The sequence below is a fragment of the Mesoflavibacter profundi genome, from assembly GCF_014764305.1.
In the GTDB taxonomy this organism is placed as follows: domain Bacteria; phylum Bacteroidota; class Bacteroidia; order Flavobacteriales; family Flavobacteriaceae; genus Mesoflavibacter; species Mesoflavibacter profundi.
Genome location: NZ_CP061703.1, coordinates 2,281,972 through 2,301,816, shown reverse-complemented (window position 1 = coordinate 2,301,816; position 19,845 = coordinate 2,281,972). Strand labels below are relative to the sequence as shown.

General features: G+C 31.2%; 16 protein-coding genes. 2 read left to right on the top strand and 14 right to left on the bottom strand.

Annotated features, from left to right (window positions below):
* Positions 1-112: 112 nt before the first annotated feature.
* The 7 genes from IFB02_RS10355 to IFB02_RS10325 form a co-directional block, all read right to left on the bottom strand.
* Positions 113-2,893, bottom strand: a complete 2,781-nt coding sequence (locus IFB02_RS10355; protein WP_106687298.1) for a bifunctional aconitate hydratase 2/2-methylisocitrate dehydratase — start codon at positions 2,891-2,893, stop codon at positions 113-115.
* A 230-nt stretch (positions 2,894-3,123) separates the two neighbouring features.
* Positions 3,124-4,245 carry an acyltransferase family protein gene (locus IFB02_RS10350; RefSeq protein ID WP_158256262.1) on the bottom strand — a complete coding sequence of 374 codons (1,122 nt, stop codon included), beginning with the start codon at positions 4,243-4,245 and terminating at the stop codon, positions 3,124-3,126.
* An 18-nt stretch (positions 4,246-4,263) separates the two neighbouring features.
* The gene (locus IFB02_RS10345) at positions 4,264-4,458 is read right to left on the bottom strand and encodes a GldL-related protein (RefSeq protein ID WP_106687296.1); all 195 of its coding nucleotides are present in this window, start codon (positions 4,456-4,458) and stop codon (positions 4,264-4,266) included.
* A gap of 1 nt (position 4,459) precedes the next feature.
* On the bottom strand, positions 4,460-5,413 hold the full coding sequence (locus IFB02_RS10340; protein ID WP_106687295.1) for an AAA family ATPase: 954 nt from the start codon (positions 5,411-5,413) through the stop codon (positions 4,460-4,462).
* A gap of 9 nt (positions 5,414-5,422) precedes the next feature.
* The gene (locus IFB02_RS10335) at positions 5,423-6,865 is read right to left on the bottom strand and encodes a peptidylprolyl isomerase (protein WP_106687294.1); all 1,443 of its coding nucleotides are present in this window, start codon (positions 6,863-6,865) and stop codon (positions 5,423-5,425) included.
* A complete protein-coding gene (locus IFB02_RS10330) occupies positions 6,828-7,679 on the bottom strand; it encodes a peptidylprolyl isomerase (RefSeq protein ID WP_106687293.1) in 852 nt (283 codons plus the stop codon). The genes IFB02_RS10335 and IFB02_RS10330 overlap by 38 nt, the downstream gene beginning before the upstream one ends.
* A gap of 7 nt (positions 7,680-7,686) precedes the next feature.
* The gene (locus tag IFB02_RS10325) at positions 7,687-9,630 is read right to left on the bottom strand and encodes a peptidylprolyl isomerase (protein ID WP_106687292.1); all 1,944 of its coding nucleotides are present in this window, start codon (positions 9,628-9,630) and stop codon (positions 7,687-7,689) included.
* Positions 9,631-9,791: 161 nt separating this feature from the next.
* Here IFB02_RS10325 and IFB02_RS10320 point away from each other — a divergent pair, with 161 nt between their 5' ends.
* The gene (locus IFB02_RS10320; protein ID WP_106687291.1) at positions 9,792-10,247 is read left to right on the top strand and encodes an SRPBCC family protein; all 456 of its coding nucleotides are present in this window, start codon (positions 9,792-9,794) and stop codon (positions 10,245-10,247) included.
* Positions 10,247-10,483, top strand: coding sequence for a hypothetical protein (locus IFB02_RS10315; RefSeq protein ID WP_106687290.1), 237 nt, complete (start codon positions 10,247-10,249; stop codon positions 10,481-10,483). The genes IFB02_RS10320 and IFB02_RS10315 overlap by 1 nt, the downstream gene beginning before the upstream one ends.
* Before the next feature lie 139 nt (positions 10,484-10,622).
* Here the strand turns inward: IFB02_RS10315 and guaB are convergent, their stop codons facing one another.
* From guaB to IFB02_RS10280, 7 genes are all read right to left on the bottom strand, one after another.
* Positions 10,623-12,092 carry an IMP dehydrogenase gene (guaB, locus tag IFB02_RS10310; RefSeq protein ID WP_106687289.1) on the bottom strand — a complete coding sequence of 490 codons (1,470 nt, stop codon included), beginning with the start codon at positions 12,090-12,092 and terminating at the stop codon, positions 10,623-10,625.
* 169 nt (positions 12,093-12,261) lie between these two features.
* Complete coding sequence (locus IFB02_RS10305) at positions 12,262-12,510, bottom strand: hypothetical protein (RefSeq protein ID WP_106687339.1); 249 nt, start codon at positions 12,508-12,510, stop codon at positions 12,262-12,264.
* Between the two features lie 105 nt (positions 12,511-12,615).
* Positions 12,616-15,045: a TonB-dependent receptor domain-containing protein gene (locus IFB02_RS10300; RefSeq protein ID WP_106687288.1), complete on the bottom strand. Its 2,430-nt coding sequence runs from the start codon at positions 15,043-15,045 to the stop codon at positions 12,616-12,618.
* Positions 15,026-16,384, bottom strand: coding sequence for an HTTM domain-containing protein (locus tag IFB02_RS10295; protein ID WP_106687287.1), 1,359 nt, complete (start codon positions 16,382-16,384; stop codon positions 15,026-15,028). Before IFB02_RS10295 ends, IFB02_RS10300 begins: the two co-directional genes overlap by 20 nt.
* Before the next feature lie 50 nt (positions 16,385-16,434).
* Positions 16,435-17,529: an imelysin family protein gene (locus tag IFB02_RS10290; protein WP_106687286.1), complete on the bottom strand. Its 1,095-nt coding sequence runs from the start codon at positions 17,527-17,529 to the stop codon at positions 16,435-16,437.
* 89 nt (positions 17,530-17,618) lie between these two features.
* Positions 17,619-18,833 carry a DUF4856 domain-containing protein gene (locus tag IFB02_RS10285; RefSeq protein WP_106687285.1) on the bottom strand — a complete coding sequence of 405 codons (1,215 nt, stop codon included), beginning with the start codon at positions 18,831-18,833 and terminating at the stop codon, positions 17,619-17,621.
* Between the two features lie 112 nt (positions 18,834-18,945).
* Positions 18,946-19,812 (bottom strand): hydroxymethylglutaryl-CoA lyase, encoded by an 867-nt coding sequence (locus IFB02_RS10280; protein ID WP_106687284.1) that lies wholly within the window; start codon positions 19,810-19,812, stop codon positions 18,946-18,948.
* Between the last annotated feature and the right edge of the window lie 33 nt (positions 19,813-19,845).

Genomic DNA, 19,845 nt, shown 5'->3' with positions numbered 1-19,845 from the left:
ATAAGAAAAGGTTAATAATGCCAATTACCACTTAATTTCATCATTAAATTGAAAAGCAAAAAAAAAGCCCGAATTAAAAATTCGGGCTTCTGAATATATATTGTTATGACTATTACGCCATTACTAATTGCTTTTGAGATGGCTTAAACTTGGTTAATACTATTCCATCTACAGCAGCTTCGTATTCTTCCATAGTTGGTGTACGACCAAGAATAGTTGATAATACTACAACTGGAGTTGATGATAATAATGATTCTCCTTTTTTACCATCGGCATCTTTTACAACACGACCTTGGAATAAACGTGTTGATGTTGCCATTACTGTATCACCAGGCTCAGCTTTTTCTTGGTTACCCATACAAAGGTTACAACCAGGACGTTCTAAATACAACATGTTTTCGTATTTAGTACGTGCAGCTGCTTTTGGTGCGTCGTCGTTAAACTCGAATCCTGAGTACTTTTGTAATACTTCCCAATCACCTTCAGCTTTTAATTCATCAACAATATTGTATGTTGGTGGCGCTACAACTAATGGTGCTTTAAATTCTACTTTACCGTGTTGAGCTTCGATATTTTTAAGCATTTGCGCTAAAATTTTCATATCACCTTTATGTACCATACAAGATCCAACGAAACCTAAATCTACTTTTTTAGTTCCGCCATAGTAAGATAATGGACGAATTGTATCGTGAGTATAACGTCTTGAAGGATCTTCGTTGTTTACATCTGGATCTGCAATCATTGGTTCTGCGATTTCATCTAAATCGATAACCACTTCTGCATAATATTTAGCATCTGCATCTGGCTTTAATGCTGGTTTAGAACCAGATTTAAGCTCTTCAATTCTGCTGTTTGCTTTGTCTACTAAACCTTGTAACATTTGCTTTTCGTTATCCATACCTTTTTTAATCATGATTTGGATACGATCTCTAGCAATTTCTAAAGATTCGATTAACGTTTCTTCTTCAGAAATACAGATAGATGCTTTCGCTTTCATCTCTGCAGTCCAATCTGTAAATGTAAAGGCTTGATCTGATGTTAATGTACCAATGTGTACTTCGATAACACGACCTTGGAACACGTTTTCGCCATCAAATTGCTTTAACATTTGTTGTTGCGTTGCATGTACTACATCACGGAAATCCATGAAGCTTCTCATGTTACCTTTAAACGTTACTTTTACAGACTCTGGAATTGGCATTGTTGCTTCACCAGTTGCTAAAGCTAATGCAACAGTACCAGAATCGGCACCAAAAGCAACACCTTTAGACATACGTGTGTGCGAATCTCCACCAATAATAATATCCCAATCATCTACCGTAATATCGTTTAATACTTTATGAATTACGTCTGTCATTGCGTGATAATGACCTTTAGGGTCACGACCAGTAATTAAACCGAAATCGTTCATAAACTTCATTAAACGCGGAATGTTAGCTTTTGATTTATCATCCCAAACTGAAGCTGTATGACAACCAGATTGGTAACCAGCATCTACAATTGGTGAAATTACCGTAGCTGCCATCATTTCTAATTCTTGAGACGTCATTAAACCTGTAGTATCTTGAGAACCTACAATGTTTACTTCTACACGAACGTTAGATCCAGCGTGTAATGTTTTTCCTGGTGTCGTACCAACAGCGTTTTTATTAAAGATTTTTTCTACTGCTGTTAACCCTTGGTTTTCTACAGTAATTTCTTTAGATGCTGCGTACACTTGAGGAATTTCGATACCTAAAGCTTTACAAGCAAAGGTTTGTAATTTTTTACCAAAAACCACAGCGTAAGATCCACCAGCTTTGATAAACTCCATTTTTTGAGGTGTTAATGCTGTAGAAATATCTTTAAGCTCTTGGTCTCCGTTATATAATTTTTTCTCTTTTGTATTAATGGTTAAAACCGTACCAGTTTTTACAGAATATACCTCTTTTAAAATTGGTTCTCCATCTGCATCTACAACTGTATTACCGTTTTCGTCTTTTTGTTTTACCCAGTTTTTAAGATCAATTCCAATTCCTCCTGTTACACCAACTGTTGTTAAGAAAATTGGTGCAATACCATTTGTTCCAGCGATTACAGGTGCAATATTGATAAATGGTACATAAGGTGACGAAGGAATTCCTGTCCATAATGCCACGTTATTTACACCAGACATACGAGACGATCCTACACCCATTGTTCCTTTTTCTGCAATAAGCATAATACGCTTATCTGGATGTTGCTTTTTTAAAGCTAACACTTCTTGTTGCATATCTTTATTATGCTCAAAGATAGATTGACCATGTAACTCACGATCTGATCTTGAGTGCGCATCTGCACCAGGTGATAATAAATCTGTTGAAATATCTCCTACACCAGCAACATAAGTTACTACTTGAATTTCTTCTTGAACTTCTGGAAGTTTTGTAAAAAATTCTGCTTGCGCATAGCTCTCGATTATCTCTTTAGCAATCGCGTTACCAGCTTTCATTGCTAGTTCTAAACGCTCAGTATCTGCTTCGTATAGAAATACTTGTGTTTTTAATACTTTAGCTGCAGCTTCAGCAATTGCTTTATCTTCACCTAAAGCTAAATCTAAAAGTACTTCTACAGAAGGTCCTCCTTTCATGTGAGATAATTGCTCGAAAGCAAATTCTGAAGTAATTTCTTCTACTTTGGTTTCACCTAAAATAATTTCTTTTAAAAAATCTGCTTTTACACGTGCAGCACTTGTAGTTCCTGGTAAAACGTTATATATAAAAAAGTTTAAAGAATCTTTTCTATGCTCGTTATTTACATCTTTTATTTGTGCTATAATTTCGCTTAATAATTCTGCGCCATCAATAGGCTTTGGATGTAATCCTTGAAGTTTACGAGCTTCAATTTCTTTAAGATAATCGTTGTAAGTATTCATATAAATTTATTCAGTGTTAGTTATACTGAAAATTGCAGTTATAGAATAGGCAATTTTGAGTCTCGCAAAAATAAGAAATCTTAAAGAAGATAGAAAATATATAACAAAAAGAGAGAAACGATAAATTATTTTCAATATTTAATCAAATTTTAATGTATTTTTTACAATAACAACAATTTGAATAGCTATAAAATAATAAATTAACAATATTATACTTAATATTAAAGCTATCAGTTATTTAGATTGTTTCTAAATTCTATAATAGGACGTTCAAAATAAGTGTATAAAATATAAGATAGTAGGAAAGAAATACTCCAAAACCCAATTAAAATAATTAGCTTAAAAACGCCTGAACTGTGTTCTAAATTTATAAAATGTTTAAACGATAATAATACGATGGAATAGTTAACTAAATACAAAGAATAAGACCATAAACTAATTTTAGTAATTATTGAATTAGTTTGTTTTTTCCAATTAGAAACTAAAGGAAAACACATTAAAATACTAATAGATACTAATGGTAAATACCAAATATTAAAAAACTGCAAGTAGTTATCTGGATTTAACTTATTTATAAAGATAATGGCATGAATAATTACAAAACTTAAACTACCTAAAATGAAACTTTTATACTTTATTTTATTCCAAAACAATGTGTAATACATACTTAAAAAAGCACCTATAAATCCATAATAAATGCTGTCTATTCTTGTAATTACAACTTTTCTTAAAGAATGACTCCAGTTGAAATCTTGTATAGTATTTATAGTATTGAAGTGAAAAATAATCTTACTTAAAATAAAAGCTATAATAACTATAAAGGTCATAATTAGAAATGACCATTTGTTTAATCTTTTAACAAACAAGGCTATGAGCATTAATAGTATTGGTCCTAATAAATAGGCAAATTCTTCGATAGTTAAACTCCACGATTCTGTAAAAAAGTCTGGCATTGGATGAAAACCATTTTGAAGGAAAAAGAAATAATGAAAAAGCTGATTTGGAATTTCGGTCTTGTACAAAAAAGCTAGACCAATATTTATGACTAAAATTAAATAGTAATTTGGTAACGTACGTAACCAGCGACGTACCCAAAACTGAACAAAATGTCTTGGTTTAATTTGATTACTTTCTATGTGTTTTATAAGAATTGTGCCTATTAAAAATCCACTTAACACAAAAAAAATATCTACTCCAATTGTTCCAAAAAATTGAATGAATTTTACTAGCGTCGCTTCAGAATTCGGGAATAATAAAATTGTAGAATGCGAACAAAGAATAAGTAAAATAGCGATAGCTCTAACCACATCTAAACCAAAAATACGATGTTTATATGTTGTGATCGCTTTCAAAATATGTTAGAGGATTTTTTAGTACTTATTACGATATATCTTAATTAGTACAATAATAGCATAAAAAAGTGCAGCAAACTCTACGAAAGTTCCTAAGGTTAAAATCACATTTCCGTAAGGCCAATGTTGAATTTTAAGCAAAGCTCCAACTATAGTTAATCCAAAACCAAGTAAAAGTAGTAATAATGGGATTAGAAATTTTTTCAGATTCATTTTAAAAAAGATCTTTAATGATTTGTTCTATAGTAATACCTTCGGCTTCTGCTTTATAGTTTTTAATCATTCTGTGACGTAAAATTCCAATTGCAACAGCTTGAACATTTTCTATATCTGGAGAAAACTTACCATTAACAGCTGCATGAGTTTTTGCTGCTAAAATAAGGTTTTGAGATGCTCTTGGTCCTGCGCCCCAATCTACAAATTGCTTTACTAAATCTGAAGCTGAATCGCTATTTGGTCTAGTTTTACCAACCATTTTTACAGCGTACTCTATTACATTATCTGCTACTGGAATACGTCTAATTAACTGCTGAAAATCTGTAATTTCTTGAGCAGAAAATAGCGCGTTTACAGTTGGTTTAACATCTGAAGTTGTTGCTTTAACGACTTGCACTTCTTCTTCAAAAGTTGGATATTCTAAATTAATAGCAAACATAAAACGGTCTAACTGAGCTTCTGGTAACGGATATGTTCCTTCTTGCTCTATTGGGTTTTGTGTTGCTAAAACAAAATATGGTAAATCTAACTTATAATGGTGACCTGCTACTGTAACTGCTCTTTCTTGCATAGCTTCTAAAAGTGCAGCTTGTGTTTTTGGTGGTGTACGGTTAATCTCGTCTGCTAAAATAATGTTAGAAAATATTGGTCCTTTTATAAATTTAAACTGTCTATTTTCATCTAAAATTTCGCTACCTAAAATATCGCTAGGCATTAAATCTGGTGTAAACTGTATACGTTTAAAATCAAGTCCTAATGCTTGAGAAATTGTATTTACCATTAACGTTTTTGCTAAACCAGGTACACCAACCAATAAGGCATGTCCGCCAGAAAATATTGAAATCAGGATTTGATTTACAACATCGTCTTGACCTACGATAACTTTTGCAACTTCGGCTTTTAATTGATTGTATTTTGTGACTAGATTTTTTACTGCAGCAACGTCTGACATAAGCTTTGTTTATTTTTTTAACCAGTTACTTTTAAAATCGCAATTTCTGTAAGCTTCGCTAATTTTAATATAAGTTTCTTTAATGGTTTCGTCTTGCCATTTTTCAATAGCTTCAAAGCGTTTTTCGTTTAAAGCTAGGTCTTTTATTTTTAAGTAATCGCGACCATAGTCTGCTTCATGCTCGTCTATTCTATCTGTAACTGTTACTAGCTTAAACTTTATTGCTCCTGTACGATCTTGATCTGTAATAACTTGACTTACCTCATTGTTATCTAAGTCTTGAATTTGACCGTATAATTCTGGATCCATTTTTGTTAACTCGAAGTTATAATCTTGAGTTGCAGGATTTATTAATTGTCCTCCTTGGTATTTGGTCTCTTTTTCATTACTAAATTCTTTTGCTGCATCTGCAAAAGAGATATCACCATCTATAATGGTTTGTCTAATTTTTTCTATTTCTTCTTTAGCTTCTTTTATTTTATCATCAGACACTTTAGGCATTAATAATATGTGTCTTACATCGTATTCTTGTCCTCTAATTTTTTCTAAATAGATAATGTGATAGCCATAATCTGTTTTGAATGGTTCTGAAATTTCTCCTTCTTGTAATGAAAAAGCTACTTCACGAAACTCTTTTACCATTCTTGGTTTACTTCTATTCAAAGTATAAAGTCCTCCATTTTTTTTAGATGCACCATCTTCTGTATATAATACGGCTCTACTTGTAAAGCTTCTTCCTTCTTCTTCTACTTGACGCTTATATTCTTTTAATTGGTCTATTACTCTTTGATTTTCTTCGTCTGAAACTTTTGGTTCTATTACGATTTGAGCCACTTTAAGTTCTGTTCCAAATCTTGGACGTTCTTCTTTTGGTATGTTGTTAAAAAACTGTCTAACTTCTTCTGGAGTTACTTCTACTTCTTCTATAACTTTATCTTGCATTTTTGCAGCAAGCATGTTGCTTTTGTTAATTTCAAACATTTCTTCTCTAAAACTAACTTCGTCGTCTTTTTTATAAAACTCTAAAAGCTCGTCCATACTACCGTTAGTTTGTTGTAAAAACTGATTGATTTGTTGATCTACTCTTGATCTTATTTCGGCATCATTTACTTCTATACTATCTTGTATTGCTTGATGCGCGTATAGTTTATCTTCTAACAGTTTACCAAATAATTGACAACGATCAAAGTTTGCTGTAGATGCGCCTTGTGCTTTTAATTGTAATAATGTTTTGTCTATATCACTATCTAAAATTATATAGTCTCCAACAACTGCTGCTACGCCATCTACTTTTAATGCTCCTGTTTTTACTACCGAATCTTTTACCGTTTGCGGCGTATTTTCTTCTATAATTTCTTGGGCAGATCCTACTGTTACTGCTAATAAAAACGCTAATACATTTAACGTTTTTTGTTTAATTGTAAATTTCAAATTGTTTGTTGTTAATGGCATCTTTCTTAATATCCTTTTCTAATTGCTTTATTAATTCCAGTTTGCGTTTGTTGATAACAATCTGGTTAATAGTTGGCTTGACGTATTCTAATGGTGCTGTACTATTGCGTAATAATACATCATTAATTTGCATCAAATATAATCCTAATGAATCTTTGAGTTGTATAAAATTAGATTTTTTTAACAATTCGTCTTTATTTTCTAAAGTTACTGCAGGAATTTTTGTGATTGCTTGATCTAATCGTATCCAAACAGAATCGTTTAAAGAATATGACTTAAATTGAATGGCTATCGAATCTAATTCTTTTTTATCTTGAGTATTAAACCTTTTAAATTTTTGTTTAATACTTTCTAAATCTAATCGATTTGGCTCTATGTTTATGTATCTAAATTTAATTAAATCTTCATTTAACTTAAAAGCTTCTTTGTTACTATCGTAATAGGTAGATGCAGACTCTACAGATACTGCTGTATCTAAGTTTTTTGTGACTAAAGCTTCTAAATACGCTTTACTATAAAGATCGTTTTTATATTGTGTTACTAACCTATCAAATTTTTCTAATTTTTTATCACTTAAATTTACTTCTGCACCTTGAACTAACAATTGCTGTGTTGCCCATTGGTTTATAAAATTATTTGCAAAAATTGTACTGTCTTCTGTAGATAGGTTTTCTGGTAATGCTTTTTTTAAATCTGCTTGATAAAGATAGACATCGTTTACTCTTGCAATAGCATTTTCGGTTTGCGCTGTTTTAAAATAATCGCAAGATTGTAATAAGCTAGCTGTAATTAATATGTATAATAAGTTTTTCAACCAGTAACTAATTTAAATCCTTTTTTACTTGTTTTAATACATCTTGGTTTATCGTCACCTTGTATGTTTTAGACAAGTTTTCTAACCATTGTTTTTCTTTTAACTCTTGAAAATCACTAATAACTTTTCCTTTAGCTTCTTCAAACGTTTTTTGCTGTTTTGGAATAATACTATTTACTTTTACTACACTATATGCATTATTATGTTTAAATGGTTTTGAAACACCTTGTTGTGCTTTAAAATTATTTGGTAACGCTTGATGATCTAAAGTTACTTTATCTACGATAAAACTAACATTTACTTCATCTTCTGTATTAAGTTGATTTTTAATTTGCGCAATGTCTTTATTTTGCTCTAATAACTTTGCTACTGTTTTTATATCTTTTTTATTAGCTGAAGATGCTATTACCACGTCTAATTTCTTATCAAAAAAGTAGTTTTGTTTATTGGTTTTATAATAGTTTTTTAATCCTAAACTGTCTTCTCTTGCAGCATTCCAGATTTTGGTTTCCATTAAATCAAAAAGTAAAAGTCCGTCGCGATATTCATTTAAAATATTAGCGTATTCTTCATTTTCAAACTCTAAATTTTCTTCTTGATATTTTATAAGTTTAGCTTCAAGAAAAGATCTATAGTGAACCGAAACTAATTGATTAAATGGTAATTGCGCTTGTCTTTTTCTTTGAGAATTTTCTAAATACTTTGCAAAATCTGAATATTTATAAGAAGTATCGCCTAAAGTAAATAACACTTTTGTACTATCTAAAGTTTTTGGTGCTTGCCAAATACGTTTATAATATTGATTGTTTAAGATTGAAGTAAAATAATCTAAATCGTTATTATTTACTGTAACATTATATTTACTTAACAGGTTGTTATATCTAGATTCACTAATTACACTTGATCTAGAATCTTTTTTTACTTGAGCCTTAATTTCGGCTTCCATATTTTGATAAGTATCTATTGTTTTTCTATCTAATAATTTAACGATATGAAATCCATACTTACTTTTAAATGGTTCTGATATTTGCCCAATAGTTTCTAAAGAAAATGCTTGTTCTTCAAATATTGGACTGCTTAATTGTCCTGAAGAAAAAGGATTTAATTTACCTCCGTTACTACTAGAACTTTTATCTTGAGAAAATTGTTTGGCTAAAGCTTCAAAACTTTCACCTTGTTTTATACGCTTGTAAATCTCTGTAATTTGTTGTTCTGCATCCTGCGCTTTGTCTTCGTTATTATTGGTTAGCATTATGTGCGCAACGGTTACTGTACCTCTGTTTTCTCTTTTATCTAAAACATTAACTATATGAAATCCAAAACGTGTTCTAAATGGTTGCGACCATTCGCCAATAGCTGTTTGATAAGCTGCAGTTTCAAAATTGTAAACCATTTTAAAAGCGGTAAAAAAGCCTAATTCTTCTGCAAATAAAGTACGACCATTGTGTATAGATTTTACAGCATCGTAACCTTCTGTAATTACTCTATCACGTAATTTATTAATTTCATCTTCGGCTAATTTTACTTGACTTTCTGGAGCGTTTTCGTCTATTCTAACTAAAATATGTCTTGCATTTACCTCATATTTTAATCGCTCGTACGCTTCTTTAACCAAAGCTTCAGTAACTTGATTATTGCTTAAAAAATTGGTAGAAAGTTGTTTTTTATAGCCTTCAAATTCTCTTAAATATGCAGGTTTTTTGTCTAATCCTAACTGTTTTGCTTCAGCAATTTTAAGTTTATATTTGATAAATAAGTCTAAATAGTTATCGACGTCTTTTTGGTTTTCGTCTTTAACTAATTCTAGATTTTTTTTATAAACTCTTTTAAATTCAGATGCGTAAACTGGCGTATCTTCTACACTAAACAAAATTTGTTTTTCTTGTGCTTTTACAACCAAAAAAGTTGAAAAAAATAGAACCGTAAAAAGTGCTATATTACTTAGCTTCATATTATCAAGGACTTATTTTGAGGTACATGCAAAAATAGTAATATTACATTATTAGACAAGTAAATTACAAACGATAGTAGGATAGAATTATTATCTTATTTTAAAATTGAATTGAAATCCTAATTTCTAAATTTTATATTTGTTGTACCAACCAATTAGTAATGAAATATACTACCCAAATCCAAATAGATAAACCTATTGATACTTGTTTTGCTTTAATAGAAAATATAGACCATTTAAAACACTGGCAATCTGGTTTACATAGTGTAGAGCATATCTCTGGTACACCAAGACAAGTTGGAGCTATTTTACAATTAAACTACTTATTTGATAGACAATACTTAACGCTTACCGAAACCTTAACTTTTAAAGAAAAAAACAAAGCCTTACATTTTAACTTTGATACTAAAGGCATACATAATATTCAAGAAAATTATTTTGAAGCAACCGATAGTAATACAACTATTTGGACTTGTAATAACGAATTTATTCCAACTAGTTTATCTACAAGATTAATGTTATTGCTTATACCAAGAGCTTTTAAAAAACAAACAAAAAAATATCTAGCAGATTTTAAAAATTACGCAGAACAAGGCATTTCTGTAAAAGAAGACTAATGAGACAATTAAAACTAATTTGGGATTTTAGAGGACCAGATGCTTTAAAAATTGCCGAGCATCATGTGATACATTTAAAAGAATTTATCGCGATTAAAAATACACAACTTAATATTACTGGCGTAGAAAAATTGTCTGATTTACATTGCATTGCTTTTATGGTGGTTAATGAAAGTGAAATGAAACCAATACGTGATGCTTTAAAACCACATCGTGGACAAGTTTATAATCCGTAATACCTCTTTCATTGAATCACAATACAATCCAGTTAATTAAAATATACAGTTTAAGTCTGTTAAGAAAACAATTTCTAACCAAACACAAATAAAAAAGCACAACTATTATGTTGTGCTTTTTACTACTTATTAATTAAAATTATCTAGAATAATTTGGAGCTTCTTTTGTAATAGTAACGTCATGCGGATGACTTTCATTAATTCCTGAAGATGTAATTTTTACAAATCGTCCAGTTTCTTTTAAAGTTGCAATGTCTTTTGCACCACAATATCCCATTCCTGCACGTAATCCACCAACAAACTGATGTATACTTTCAAACAACTCTCCTTTATAAGGTACACGACCAACAATTCCTTCTGGAACTAATTTTTTAATATCGTCTTCTACATCTTGAAAATAGCGATCTTTACTACCTTGCTTCATCGCTTCTACAGATCCCATTCCACGATAAGACTTAAACTTACGACCTTCGTAAATAATAGTTTCTCCTGGACTTTCTTTTGTACCTGCTAATAATGAGCCTAACATTACTGTATCTGCACCTGCAGCAATTGCTTTAGGTATATCTCCTGTATATCTTATTCCGCCATCTGCTATCACAGGAACACCTGTTCCTTTTATTGCTGCTGCAACTTCTAAAACAGCACTAAACTGTGGGAAACCAACACCTGCAACAACACGTGTTGTACAGATAGATCCTGGTCCAATTCCTACTTTTACCGCGTCTGCGCCAGCTTCTACTAAATATTTTGCAGCTTCTGCTGTCGCTATATTACCAACAATTGCTTCTAATTGTGGGAATTTTTTCTTTATTTCTTTTAAAACATTTACAACACCTTTTGTGTGTCCATGTGCTGTATCTATAACAATTGCATCAACTCCTGCATTTACTAAAGCTTCTGCTCTATCTACAGCATCACCTGTTACTCCAATTGCTGCAGCAACACGTAATCTTCCGTAGTTATCTTTATTAGCAATAGGCTTTTGAGTAACTTTGGTAATATCTCTAAACGTAATTAATCCTTCAAGTTTATCACCTTCTACAATTAAAAGTTTTTCAATTTTATTTTGCTGAAGTATTTTCTCTGCATCTTTTAAAGACGTACCAATTGGTGCTGTTACTAGATTTTCGCTAGTCATTACTTCTACAATTGGTCTAGAATTTTGATGCTCAAAACGTAAATCTCTATTAGTTACAATACCTTTTAATTTTCCTGTGGCATCAACAATAGGAATACCTCCAATACTATGCTCTTTCATAGCTTGTTTAGCATCTGCAACAATTGCTGTAGTTGGCAAGGTTACTGGATCTATAATCATACCGCTTTCTGCACGTTTTACTTTACGTACTTTAGTCGCTTGCTCCTCTATGGTCATGTTTTTATGCAACACACCAATACCACCTTCTCTAGCCATAGCTATCGCCATACGACTTTCGGTAACTGTATCCATAGCTGCAGAAACTATAGGCACATTAATAGTTATATTTCTTGTGAATTTTGATTGAATATTGACTTCGCGTGGAAGTACTTCAGAAAACGCTGGAACTAGTAGGACATCATCGTAAGTTAATCCTTCGCCTACTATTTTATTATTGTGTGCTGTCATGTTGCAATTAGAATTAATTGCGCGTAAAGATAATCATATTATAATTAACAAAAGCTATTTATCACAAATAACTAGCCTAATTAACCTTAATTTTACATTAAACTTACTCTATGAATAAAAAAAGCTTACTGGTTTAGTAAGCTTTTTTGTTATTTATAATCTGTCGTTTTTATGCTTCAGCATGTAATGGTGCCCAATGAGAACATAACATTCCTGGTGCTGCTTTTTGTGGATTAGCACAAGATTTTTCATTAAATCTAGAGCATGTTTCGCAATTTGGATCGTTTTTTAAAGCCACTTGCATTTCAAAACTATCGCAAGTATAATGATCGTTAACTTGAACTTGGTGAGCACTACAGTAGTGACCTTCTGATATTTTTTGACAGTTTACACAACTGTTTCCTATTCTAATTGACATAACTTTTATTTTTAAATTCAATTAAAATTATGATAATATCTTTTTAGAATGAATTTAAACAACTGTTTTGCAACAGTTTGTATTTAGACTGTTTTAAAATAGTAATTAGAATTTCATTTGTAATGTTGCATAATAATTACGTGGTGCAGATGGTATAATTCCTGGTCCAGGATATCCTGTAGCACGTCTTGTAAAGTAATAATTGTCTAACGCATTATTAACGCCAGTTTCTAATTTAAACCTTTTGTAAGTATAACTTAAAGACACATCTAACACATCGTAAGCTGGAATTAGCCCAATCACTCCGCTTAGATCATCTTGAGAACTCGAATTTGTTGCATCTGAAAACTGATCTGACAAATACGAATATTGCACATTTAACAACGCGTTTTTATATCCAAATTTAATACCTGTTTTTAGATTAAATTCTGGCACAAATTCTACTTTATTTCCTTCTACAGCATTAGCTTTACTAGACACATATTCTGATGTAATTACAGAAGTATTTAAAAATGTATTTAACTTAAAATCGTCATTTAGGTTTAGCACCTTTTTTAAATTGAAATCTACTAAAGACTCTAATCCATAAATTACTGCATCTCCAATATTTCCTCTTTCACTTACAATGCGTCCATCGCCTCTATCTTTGGTAATAAATCCAATTCTTCTGTTATAGAATAATCCAAAAATATTAGCATCATAAGACACGTAGTTTTTTAAATTTCCTCTAATACCTAAATCGGCAGTAAAACCTTCTTCATCTGTAATATCTGGATTGATTTGAAATGCTGGATTAGAAATATTTATATCTGAAAAGGTGATCGATCTATAGTTTTGAGAAATATTAGCATAGGTTTCAAAATTGGTAGTAGGTTTATAACTTAAACCTAAACCAAGTAATGCAAACGAACGCTCGAAATTTTGAAACGTATCTACCGTTTCACTAAAAATAACATTACCAGCAAAATCTGTGTTTATGTTTTGATAAAAACCTTCGCTTTCGGTTTTGATGTATTCAAATCTAAAACCTGGTGTTAATGAAAATTTATCGGATAGATATAAAATATGTTCTCCAAAAACAGCCACATTAAGGTTAGGCAACTCGTATTTTGATTGGTTTGGATAATTTGGATATTGCTGTGTTGCAAAGTTAAAATTCGGATTTCCTTCTGCTGTTCCTGGACCTTGCTGTTCGGTATTGTTTGCTTTGTAAAACTTTGTTCCTATTAAAAAAGTAGCATCTTTATTAAATAGCTTGTATTTGGTTAGCAATCTACTTTCAAAACCAAAATTACTAAAATCGCCTTTTATTAAATCTCGTTCTTGATTAGCGTCTTCTTGATTAACACGATTGGTCCTAAAACCTAATGCATTACGTTGTGCTTTTAATCCAAAAAAGTTAAAAGTAAAGTTAGTTTTTTCTGAAAACTGATGCGCTAATTTTAAGTTATATAAAAACCAATCTACTTGAAACCAGTTTCGTTTTCTGTTACTTTGAAATGGATCTTCGTTAAACATTCTATCTGTTAATCCGCCAGCTTGCTGCGCTAGGTAACGCATGTAGGTTACTTCGCCTTCTAATTTTGTTTTATCAGACAGTTGATAACCAATATGACCAAAAATATTTTTAGACTCAAACTCGCTATTTGGTCTAAATCCGTCACCTTTTTTGTAATTAAAGTAACTGTAGTAGCTAAATTTGTTTTTTGTACCGCTAACACTTGTAAAGTTGGTATACAAACCAAAACTACCAACGGTATTACGCGTAATAAGTTCTAATGGTTTATTGGCATTTGGCGCTTTAGTTTTAAAATTAATCAAACCACCAAATTGAGTCCCATATTGTAAAGATGCTGCGCCTCTAATAACTTGTATTTGCTCTAAACCTTCGGCTGCTGGCGTATAATAACTTTCTGGATATCCTAAAACATCGGCGCTAATATCGTAACCATTTTGTCTGGTATTAAAATTTGACGTTCTGTTAGGATCTAATCCTCGTCCGCCAATATTTAATTGTAAACCTGCATCGTCGTTTTCAAAAATATTTAATCCTGCAACTTGACTGTAAATTTGCCTACTATTATTGGTGGCGAGGTTTGCTAAAGATTGATCGACAAGCACGACTTCGGTTTTTTTACCTGCATAAATCGCAGTTTCTTCAACATCTTTTAAACGTTGTAGTTGAAACACTTCTGCTTTTCTTGCGGTTAACTGCACTTCAGATAATTGCTGCGTTAAGTCTTCTAATTCAATATTTAAATTAGTTGTTGTGTTTGTGTTTATTGTACGTTCTTCAATTTCAAATTCATAAGTAAAAAATGCTAATGTTAGTGTTTCTTTTTCTGTCGTAAACGTAAAACTTCCGTTAGCATTGGTTTGTGTTAATAATCCTGATTGTTTATCATAAATTAACACATCTTGTATTGGAGATTGTGTAGATTTTGCAACAACGTTACCTGTTATTGTTTGTTGCGCGTAAGACACAACACTTAATAAAATTGCAGTAATTATAAAATTATAGTCCTTTAATGTCATCGTTAAAAGGTAATATCCAAGATTTGGGTTTAAAAGTTTCTTTTATAGCGTACAAATTTACGTCAGGATTTATAAATAAAGAACTTTGTCTTCCATTTAATGCAACATAACTTTGCACATATACTTCTATATTTTTATGTCCTTGTTTTGTAAAATGATCGCCTAAAAAGTGTGCGTATTCTAATATAAAGTCTGGCTGAAAGCTCATTTGCTTTTCTTGAAAGCTGGTTAAAAAATCAGAATTTTCTACGTAAAAAAATTCGCCTGTTTCACCATTTACAATTTTAAAAGTTGCAATTCCCATTTTTTCCATAAGCATAACACGCCAAGAAAATCGATACCCTTCTTCAGTCCAAAATAATTCACCTGGATATAATAGATATCTAAAAGGAAATACTAATTGAATGACGAAAAAAAGCAACACAATTCGCTTTTGAATATTTAACTTAGAAGGAAATGTTTGTAAAAACGAAATGGTGCTCTTTTTATATTTTGAAAGACTTTTATTGATAAAGTTGATAATTTTTAGATGAAATTTATAATCGAAAAAAATCAGCGTAGATACAATCATGATATACGGAAACATTCCTATGTTAAAAAGCACTCGCGTAAACACATGAAATATAACAACCAAAATAAATGCAAACCATCTTGTGCGTTTATAGAGTAATAAAAACGGAATTAAAATATCGTACAACATACCAGACCAACTCATCGCAAAATGAAACCAGTTTTGTTGCATCAACGTTTCGCCTAAAAATGGTAAATCATATTTAGAAGGTAACCATATTTTTAATGGCATGGCTTTAAACAACCAATCACTATTAAGTTTTGCTATACCTGCAAAAAAATAGACAAGTCCTAATAACAGTTTTACCGAATCTATTGTCCAAGTTGGAACTTGCTTAAAGCTTTTATTTTTAAAATAACTGTCTAAAGAAAACCTAGCATTTGCTGGAAGAAAAATTAATAAGAAACTTAAAATACTTATAAAGTAATAATGGTTTAGATAAGTGGTTTTATCCATTAATTCTATATAAGTAAAACTTAAAAAGAAACCTATAATTGCCAATCTATACTTGTATCCAATTGCAACTAAAAACGCCATTACAAAGCAAAATACAAAAAGTAGATACGTAAATTGACCTAAAGGTTTTACCCATGAAAAGCCATAATAAGAAAAATGAAATTTTGGTTGAATGTAAAGCGTTTCTATCCATCCATTTATCCAAAACCTAATAAGACTATAACACATCATTAAACCAAAAAACAATCTAAACACTACTAAAGGAGCAGCGTTAGATTGTTTATTTAAGTATATCGAAAGTGATTTATACATCTTAAAAAAAGCGCCTTAAAAAGCGCTTTTATAATTTTTTGAGTTACAAATTAATCGCCATCTGCATCTACGTAATCTACATTAATATTAAAAGCTTGTAACATGTCTACTTTAAAAGATACTACTGCTAATTGTAGCACATCAAAAGTTTCAGTCATTTGTGTGTTATCCGAAGTTACTTGAGCGTAAAAATTATCTTGTAACGTGTTAATCTTATCACGTCCGTTATTTAATTTTGTAGTTATTGTAGTTACTAAATCTTGTCTATTTAAGTAATTAAGGTAACTAGAAAATGAAGATCCTGTTTCTAACTGATTGTAAGATACACCATTAAAAAAGTTCTGAACAGCATCTATAGCTTCTAATGCTAGTGTTTTAGAGTAAACTTTAGAGTAATAACCTTCCACTTTTTCGCTTAAAGGTGTTGATCCAGAAAACACACCAGCAGGAATACCAAACTTGTTGGCTCTAAAGCCTTTTTCGTAATAAAAAATAAAATCGTTTGTTAATTTATTAACTGCGCTAGTAGATGTATTATCTGTAGAAGCTGTAAAGGAATTTATGTAATTAGCTTGCCAATCTGTTAAAACAATAGCGTTTAAATCGACCATACGATCTACCAAATCATTTAAATAATTTACATAGTTAGCGTCGTTATACTTTGAAAGGATAGCATTATCGTCTGTATCTAAACCAAATAACATATAATCTAAAGCAGGAAAACCAACTGCATCGTTATTACCAACTGCGCTTAAATCGTAATTTTGTGAGGCAATATTAGACTCGATATCTTGAGTGTTTGTTGGATAAACATTCATTTGAAACACGTAAGAAATCTCTTCGGCTTTACCAATATTAAACATTTCTACATGTTGCCATACTTTGTAGGCTTCTAACCAACTTGTTCTTAATTGCTCTAAATTGGTTTGATTAACTGTCGAGATAAAAGTGTTTTTATCTTCTTGTAATGTTTCTAATTTTTGATCTAAATCTTGAAGTGCTGGAATAATTGAATTATTAGCCCAATTACTTAACATTGCACTTCTATCAAAACCATCGTTACGCACAGAAGAAGAACTCTCTTCACTTGAAGTACACGCAACAATCGTGATTAAAATAAGTAGACTAAAGGCAATTTTTTTCATGTAATTATTTTTTTTGCAAAAATACAAAATAGCAGTCACCTTTTAAATAAAAGACAACTGCTAATTTGAAAAAGAATATTAAAAACTAATTAACTTCCTGCTTGAGCAGTTGTAAAATTAAATTCTGCTGATATTTCATCAGAAATTGTTTGTAATGTTGTTGGTGTTACATCCCAAAATCCGTTGTTAGACATTAATGTTTGGATATAAGCATCTACATCTGCTTTTGTTAAGTAAGGCTCATTTGTGTTTGGTTTTCTTGTAAACTGTAAACTGTAAACAAACCCATAACCTTCTGACAAATCATGAAACACTGAAGCCATATCTGGATTTGCAGCTTCTAAACCTGCTTTACCTTGTTGTAAATAATATACAGCTCTTATTCCTATAATTTCAGAAACTTTTTCTCTTATAATTTGTGCTTGTGCATCTCTGACATCGTAGTTTTTAGCTACAATTGCAGCACGTCCTAATTTAAATGCATTGTAAATATCCATTGCAATTCCAGAAAAATCAGTATCATTTTCTACTCTAGATAAATACTTATTTAAAAAGCTATCTGCACCTAAAGCTGGCATAGCAGCATTAGTTTCAGTACCATATAAATACCCAAATGCTTCATCCCATTTGTGCTCCATATTAGTATAGTTTTTTCCTTCAGCTAAAACAGCATTGTTATTATCTGCAACGTTTGTTCCTGCATCTAAAACTGAAGTACTTAAATAATTATTAAGCATTTGGTCTACCATTAAAGCACCAATTAAACCTTTATTAAAAGCTTGATTGTACTCTAAACCTTTTTCGTTAACATATCTTGTAGATCCGCCACCAGCTTCTTGTATTTGACCAGCTACACCAGGTGTAGCGTTAGTATTCCAATTAGGATAAACATCGTTTACTTGACTAGTTATAAACGCCTCAAAATCTGCTCTTATAGCGGCTTGATCTGTAGTGTTTGCAGAAAAATAATCTGAAGATGCTGCAGTTTTACTCTTTATGCTTTTAGTAGATGCATTTAAGCTAGCATCAGAAAAATCGTCATTACCTTCTTGGTGATCAAACATAGCTTGTAATTGAGCTGCTGTAAAAGATGTATTTTTTAATCCAGAGATAAGCTCTTCTGCCATTAAAATACGATCTGTTTGACCACTGTAACTTACTGTTGTAGATCCGTTTCTTTCAAAAGTGTAAGTATCTGGTGCAGTTACTCCATTACCATCTTCTATTACTATTGTATCGTTATCGTCACTAGAACAAGAAAATAACGCGGTTGCAATACATAAAGTTAAAACTAATTTTTTCATGTAAACTTCTGTTTATTTAGACTTGATTTAAATAATTTAATTTTCAGTGTGCAAAAATAACACTGAAAAACAGTTTACACAAGTTTATTTAGATTAAATTTAAATAAAAATATTAATGATAGACTTTAAAAATCTTTGAAGCCTCATTATAAGCGCTTTCAAAAGACATCGCATTTAAGTCATGCGCTTTTTTTGTTGTTAAATAAGAAAACACTTTTTCGGTAGGCATATTTCCGGTTAATTCATCTTTAGCCATAGGACAACCACCAAAACCTTGTATAGCACCATCAAAACGTCTGCAACCAGCTTTGTAAGCTGCATCTACTTTTTCAAACCATGTACTTGGCGTAGTGTGCAAATGTGCGCCAAACTCAATATCTTGATATTTCGGAATTAGATTTGAAAACAAATAATCTATATTTTCTGGATTAGATGTACCAACTGTATCACTTAAGGATAAAATTTCTACACCCATTTTACTCAATTTTTCTGTCCACTCGCCTACTATTTCGACATTCCAAGGATCACCATAAGGATTACCAAATCCCATTGAGATGTAAACCACTACCTTTTTATTAGCTTGATCTGCTGTGTTTAAAATGTCGTTTAACAAGTCTACAGATTGTGCTATTGTTTTATGCGTATTACGCATTTGAAAGTTTTCTGAAATAGAAAACGGATAACCCAAATAATCAATTTCTGGATGTTGACAAGCATCTTGAGCACCACGTAAATTTGCTACAATTGCTAATAATTTACTTTTGGTTTTGCTTAAATCTAATTGCGCTAACACTTCGGCTGTATCTACCATTTGAGGTATAGCTTTAGGTGATACAAAACTTCCAAAATCTATCGTATCAAAACCTACACGTAATAAAGATTGTATGTACTGTACTTTTTTTTCGGTAGGAATAAATTGCTTAATGCCTTGCATGGCATCTCGCGGACATTCGATTACTTTTACTAGGTCGTTTTTCATGGTCTTTCAAAGATAAAAAAGAAATAGATTTTT